The organism is Dietzia aerolata (assembly GCF_014144865.1).
GTDB lineage: Bacteria > Actinomycetota > Actinomycetes > Mycobacteriales > Mycobacteriaceae > Dietzia > Dietzia aerolata.
Genome location: NZ_JAALDM010000150.1, coordinates 1 through 5,026, shown reverse-complemented (window position 1 = coordinate 5,026; position 5,026 = coordinate 1). Strand labels below are relative to the sequence as shown.

The window sequence follows — 5,026 nt, the reverse complement described above, 5'->3', positions numbered from 1 at the left end:
GCCGGCGCCGTGCCGTCGCAGTGGGCGTTGGACAACCACATCGACAACTGCGCTGTCATCGAACTGGTTCCCGACGGCGGCGGTTGGTCGTGCGCCCGGTGGGGCGATCACGTGGAGATGCCGCGGTTCTGAGTTATGAGGGCGCGAGCAGGGTTCCGAGCTCTGTGTTCTGAACTCTGTGTTCTGCCCCCTGAGCCGCCGGGGTTCGCGCGGGCGCGGGCGCGGGCGAGGTCAGCCTCAGCCCCAGCCAAGCTCGTGCAGGGTCTCCTCGCCGATGCCGAAGTGGTGCGCGATCTCGTGGATCACCGTCACCGCGACCTCGTGCACCAACTGCTCCTCGGTCGAGCAGAAATCGCAGAGCGCATCCCGGAAGATCGTGATCGTGTCCGGGAGGAAACCCGAGTAAGTGTCACCGCGCTCTGTCAGGGCCACGCCCTCGTACAGGCCCAGGAGGTCGGGCTCGTCGGGGTGGCGGTCGGCGATCAGGACGACGACGTTGTCCATGGCCCGGAACAGCTCGTCCGGGACGGAGTCCAGCGCGTCGTCGACCAGTTTCTCGAAGCGGGCCTCGTCAACCCTGATGGTCAAGGATTCCCGCCCGGGATCGGCACCGACACCGTGCCCTGGTTGCCGGCAGGCGCCTCGACACCGTCGCCCGGTTGCTGCCCGACCTGACCGTCCTGCGGAGCACCGGGCTGAGCGCCGGGCGGCGGGATGATCGTGGTGGTGGGAGCGACCGGGGTCTGGCCGTCGACGAGCACGCCCTGTGTCGCGGACCCGCGCAGGACCGCGAACGGCCCGGGATCGGCCGACTTCATGAGCCCGCAGTTGACGGTGCGGCTGCCGGTGAGCCAGGAGATCTCGGAGATCGGGTTCACCAGGGTGGAGATCAGGGTGCTGCGGCGCAGCGCCTCGCCGTCCCCGAAGTAGGCGATACCGGCCTGGAGGCAGGCCTCGGCGGTGAGCTCGGACTGCACGCGGGGCTCAGGTGGAACCGGCCCCTCGGGGAAGATCCCGGACACGTCCAGGTCCGACACGATCTCGATGGAGTGGTCCTCGGCGCAGGGGACGGGCGCGCCGGGCCGGCCCTCCGCGGTGAAGCCCAGGCAGGTGCCGGGCTCCCAGCGACGATGCTGATCTGCCTCGGCGAAGATCCCCGTCGACAGTGCGGAACGTCCGTCGAGTTCGGAGGCCGCGATTCCGCACAGCACGCTGTGATCGCCCTTGTCCCACCCGGCCTGCGACGGCGGCACGACCAGTCCGGTGAATCGTCCGTCCGGGTCGACCTCGCGGCCACCGGCGTACTCCGTCACGAGCGGGAGGCATTGTTCGGTGCCGATCGGTGCCAGCGCGGTGGTGTCCGGCAGGGGTGCGCCGTCGCCGAATCCGGGCTGGTCCGACAGGTCGATCCGGGCCGCGACCTCCAGGCGGTGAGGCTCGGCGCAGTTGACCGTGTCGAATGCCGACACCTGATCGGCGGCGTCGATGGACCAGGTCAGGCAGGTGCCCGGGGTGGCTCCCGCGTACGCGGGGCCGGACAGGGAGCGCGGATCGACCTGCGGGACGACAGCGGCGATCCGTCCGGCGCGGTCCGAACCGGGATCGTTCATCGCCGTGGCCATGAGAGCACCGGTGACCGCCCCGCCGGACAGGATCGCGACGAGTGAGGCCATGACCGCGCCCCGTGAACGGAGCAGGGACCGACCTTGATCTGAGGATCGGGAGGTGGGGCTCATCGCTACCATGATGCCGTAAACCCGTCGTGGCGATAGGATTCCGGGCATGAGCGGACACGACCACGAGCAGCAGGACGGCGCCGACGGCGGTACGCGTTCGCCGCGCGAAGGGGTGGACCCCGAGGTACTCGAGTTCGCCCAGATGCTGTTCCAGCTGGCCAGAGAGGGTGAGACCGAGCGTCTCGCGGCGTACGTCGACGCGGGGGTCACCCCGGATCTGACCAATGAGCGCGGTGACGCACTCCTCATGCTGGCGGCCTACAACGGGCACCCCGAAACCGTGCGCGCCCTGGTCGAGCGGGGCGCGTCGGTGGACCGCGCCAACGACCGTGGGCAGACCCCGCTGGCCGGGGCCGTGTTCAAGGGCTACGGGGAGGTCGTCCGCATCCTCTTCGAGGCCGGCGCCGATCCGTACGGGGGCACGCCCACGGCCGTCGACACGGCGCGCATGTTCGAGAAGGACGCCTTCCTCGAGCTCTTCGGCGTCTGATCGCAGCGGCCGCCCCGGAGCAGGGGCAAGGCTCGGCGACCGCGTCCCGCCGGACAGATTAGGCTGGGCGGCGTGATCGATCTCAAGCTGCTCCGCGAGAACCCCGACGTCGTCCGTGATTCCCAGCGCACCCGTGGCGAGGACCCGTCGCTGGTCGACCAGCTGCTGGCCGCCGACGAGTCGCGCCGGACGTCCATCGCGGCCGCCGACAACGCCCGCGGCGAGCAGAAGGCCCACGGCAAGAAGGTCGGACAGGCCTCGCCCGAGGAGCGCCCGGCGTTGCTCGAGGCCGCCGGTGCGCTGAAGCAGGCCGTCAAGGACGCCGAGGAGTCCGAGAAGGCCGCCGCCGCCGAGGTCGACCGGATCCAGCGACTGCTGTCCAACGTCGTGCAGGAGGGCACCCCCGCCGGCGGAGAGGACGACTTCGTAGAGCTCGAGCGGATCGGGGAGATCCCGACCTTCGACTTCGAGCCCAAGGACCACCTCGAACTGGGCGAGAGCCTCGGCCTGCTCGACATGGAGCGCGGCGCCAAGGTCTCGGGAGCCCGCTTCTACTTCCTCACCGGCTACGGCGCGCTGCTCCAGCTGGGCATGCTGCAGCTCGCCGCGCAGAAGGCCATGGCCAACGGCTTCACCCTGATGATCCCGCCCGTGCTCGTGCGCCCCGAGATCATGCAGGGCACCGGTTTCCTCGGCGCCCACGCCGACGAGGTGTACAAGCTCGAAGCCGACGACCTCTACCTTGTCGGCACCTCCGAGGTCGCGCTGGCCGGCTACCACCAGGGGGAGATCCTCGACCTGGCCGACGGGCCCAAGCGTTACAGCGGCTGGTCCTCCTGCTTCCGCCGCGAGGCCGGCAGCCACGGCAAGGACACCCGCGGCATCATCCGCGTCCACCAGTTCGACAAGGTCGAGATGTTCTCCTGGTGCAAGCCGGAGGACGCGGCCGACGAGCACCAGCGACTGCTGGCGCTGGAAAAGGAGATGCTGCAGGCCATGGGTCTGCCGTTCCGCGTGATCGACATCGCCGGGGGAGACCTGGGGTCGTCGGCGGCCCGCAAGTTCGACTGCGAGGCGTGGGTCCCGACGCAGGACGCCTTCCGCGAGCTCACCTCGACCTCGAACTGCACGACCTTCCAGGCCCGCCGGCTCGGGGTGCGCTATCGCGACTCCAGCGGCAAGCCGCAGATCGCCGCCACCCTCAACGGCACGCTCGCGACCACCCGCTGGCTTGTGGCGATCCTGGAGAACCACCAGCAGGCCGACGGCTCCGTCGTGGTGCCCGAGGCGCTGCGCCCGTTCGTCGGTAAGGACGTGCTCGAGCCCGTCCGCTGAGTTCGTCCGGTTTGTCGGGTCGGCACGATTGCCGACTGGGGCGGTCTGCTGGGGTCGTCCGGGTAGCGACCGTGCGGGCACGGGTGGGTGGCGGCGTTGTCGTCGTCGTCCTGGTTGTCTAAAAAACGGCGGCCACCACCTGCACGATCAGGGGCGGAACAACATCATCACGCCACTCGCGCTGGCGCAGGTGCGGCCGTCGGTGTCGGTGACCTTGGCCTGCACTACGCACGTCGACCGGCCCACGTGCTCGACCTGGGCGGTGACGGTCGCCGGGGTGCGCTCCAGGCGCAGCGCCCGGATGTACCGCACGTTCAGATCCAGCGTGTTGTAGCCGACTCCCGGCTCGACGACCGAGGCCGTGGCGTACCCGAGCGCGGAATCGACCCACCCCGAGACGATCCCGCCGTGGACCGTGCCGCCGTTGTTCAACGCCCACTCGGCGGGCGTGGCGGTCAGGGTCACCGCGCCCTCCTCGGCGTCGGTCAGCCGGACGCCCAGCGTGTGCGCGCCCGGGGAGAGGTGACGCTCGCCGCGGATGATCTCTCGGAGCGCGTCCACCCCGGCATACACGCGCTCGGTGGGGTCCTCCGGCGCCGGGGCCCAGGAGTAGTGGCGGCTGCAGGACCCGGGGTCGACCGAATCAAAAGGGGCGTCGTTCACACCGGCGAACCTACACGGGGCCACGGCCGGGCGGTGGGCCGCTACGCTGTGTGGCGTGGAGCTGTTCTATACGGTGATCATCTGGTTCGCGCGCCTGCTGTTCAAGATTCAGGGGCTGAAAATCACCATGCGCGGGGAGCATAATTTCCCGTCGCATGGCGGCGCGGTGGTGATGATCAATCACACCGGGTACTTCGACTTCGTCTACGCCGGGATCCCCGCGCGCGAGGACAAGCGGTTCATCCGCTACATGGCCAAGGCCGAGGTCTTCGACCACGCGATCGGCGGCCCGATGATGCGCAAGATGAAGCACATCCCCGTCGACCGGGCGGCCGGCAAGGACTCGTTCGACGAGGCCGTCAAGCGGCTGCGCGCCGGCGAGTTGGTGGGCGTGTTCCCCGAGGCCACCATCAGCCGCAGCTTCGAGATCAAGGACTTCAAGTCCGGTGCCGTGCGGATGGCGATCGAGGCCGGCGTGCCGATCGTCACGGTCACCATCTGGGGATCGCAGCGCGTGTGGAGCAAGGGCCTGCCCAAGAGCCTGCTGCGGCCCAAGGTGCCCATCATGATGGAGGTCAGCGAACCCATCCGGGCGTACGAGCCGGTCGCCGAATGCACCGCCCAGATCCGTTCGCAGATGCAGGCCACCTTGGAGAAGATCCAGGGCGAGTACGCCACGCGGTACGGGGCTTACCCGGCCGGCGCGAACTGGGTGCCGGCCCGGCTCGGCGGATCCGCGCCGACGCTCGAGGAGGCCACCGCGCTGGACGAGGCCGAGCACGCCGAGCGGGTGCGGCGCCGC

6 protein-coding genes are annotated in these 5,026 nt (G+C 69.8%); 3 read left to right on the top strand and 3 right to left on the bottom strand.

Annotated features, from left to right (window positions below):
• Nucleotides 1–237: 237 nt before the first annotated feature.
• Nucleotides 238–588, bottom strand: coding sequence for a metallopeptidase family protein (locus tag G6016_RS09890; protein ID WP_182632496.1), 351 nt, complete (start codon nucleotides 586–588; stop codon nucleotides 238–240).
• Nucleotides 585–1,736, bottom strand: coding sequence for a septum formation family protein (locus G6016_RS09885; RefSeq protein WP_241730099.1), 1,152 nt, complete (start codon nucleotides 1,734–1,736; stop codon nucleotides 585–587). The genes G6016_RS09890 and G6016_RS09885 overlap by 4 nt, the downstream gene beginning before the upstream one ends.
• Nucleotides 1,737–1,878: 142 nt before the next feature.
• Between G6016_RS09885 and G6016_RS09880 the strand changes: the two genes are divergently transcribed.
• Nucleotides 1,879–2,226, top strand: coding sequence for an ankyrin repeat domain-containing protein (locus G6016_RS09880; RefSeq protein ID WP_241730111.1), 348 nt, complete (start codon nucleotides 1,879–1,881; stop codon nucleotides 2,224–2,226).
• A 72-nt stretch (nucleotides 2,227–2,298) separates the two neighbouring features.
• Nucleotides 2,299–3,561, top strand: coding sequence for a serine--tRNA ligase (serS, locus tag G6016_RS09875; protein WP_182632494.1), 1,263 nt, complete (start codon nucleotides 2,299–2,301; stop codon nucleotides 3,559–3,561).
• Between the two features lie 147 nt (nucleotides 3,562–3,708).
• Here the strand turns inward: serS and G6016_RS17250 are convergent, their stop codons facing one another.
• Nucleotides 3,709–4,224 (bottom strand): PaaI family thioesterase, encoded by a 516-nt coding sequence (locus tag G6016_RS17250; RefSeq protein WP_338403574.1) that lies wholly within the window; start codon nucleotides 4,222–4,224, stop codon nucleotides 3,709–3,711.
• 55 nt (nucleotides 4,225–4,279) lie between these two features.
• Here G6016_RS17250 and G6016_RS09865 point away from each other — a divergent pair.
• Nucleotides 4,280–5,026, top strand: a 747-nt coding sequence (locus tag G6016_RS09865; RefSeq protein WP_182632492.1) for a 1-acyl-sn-glycerol-3-phosphate acyltransferase, incomplete at its 3' end; no start/stop codon positions are given.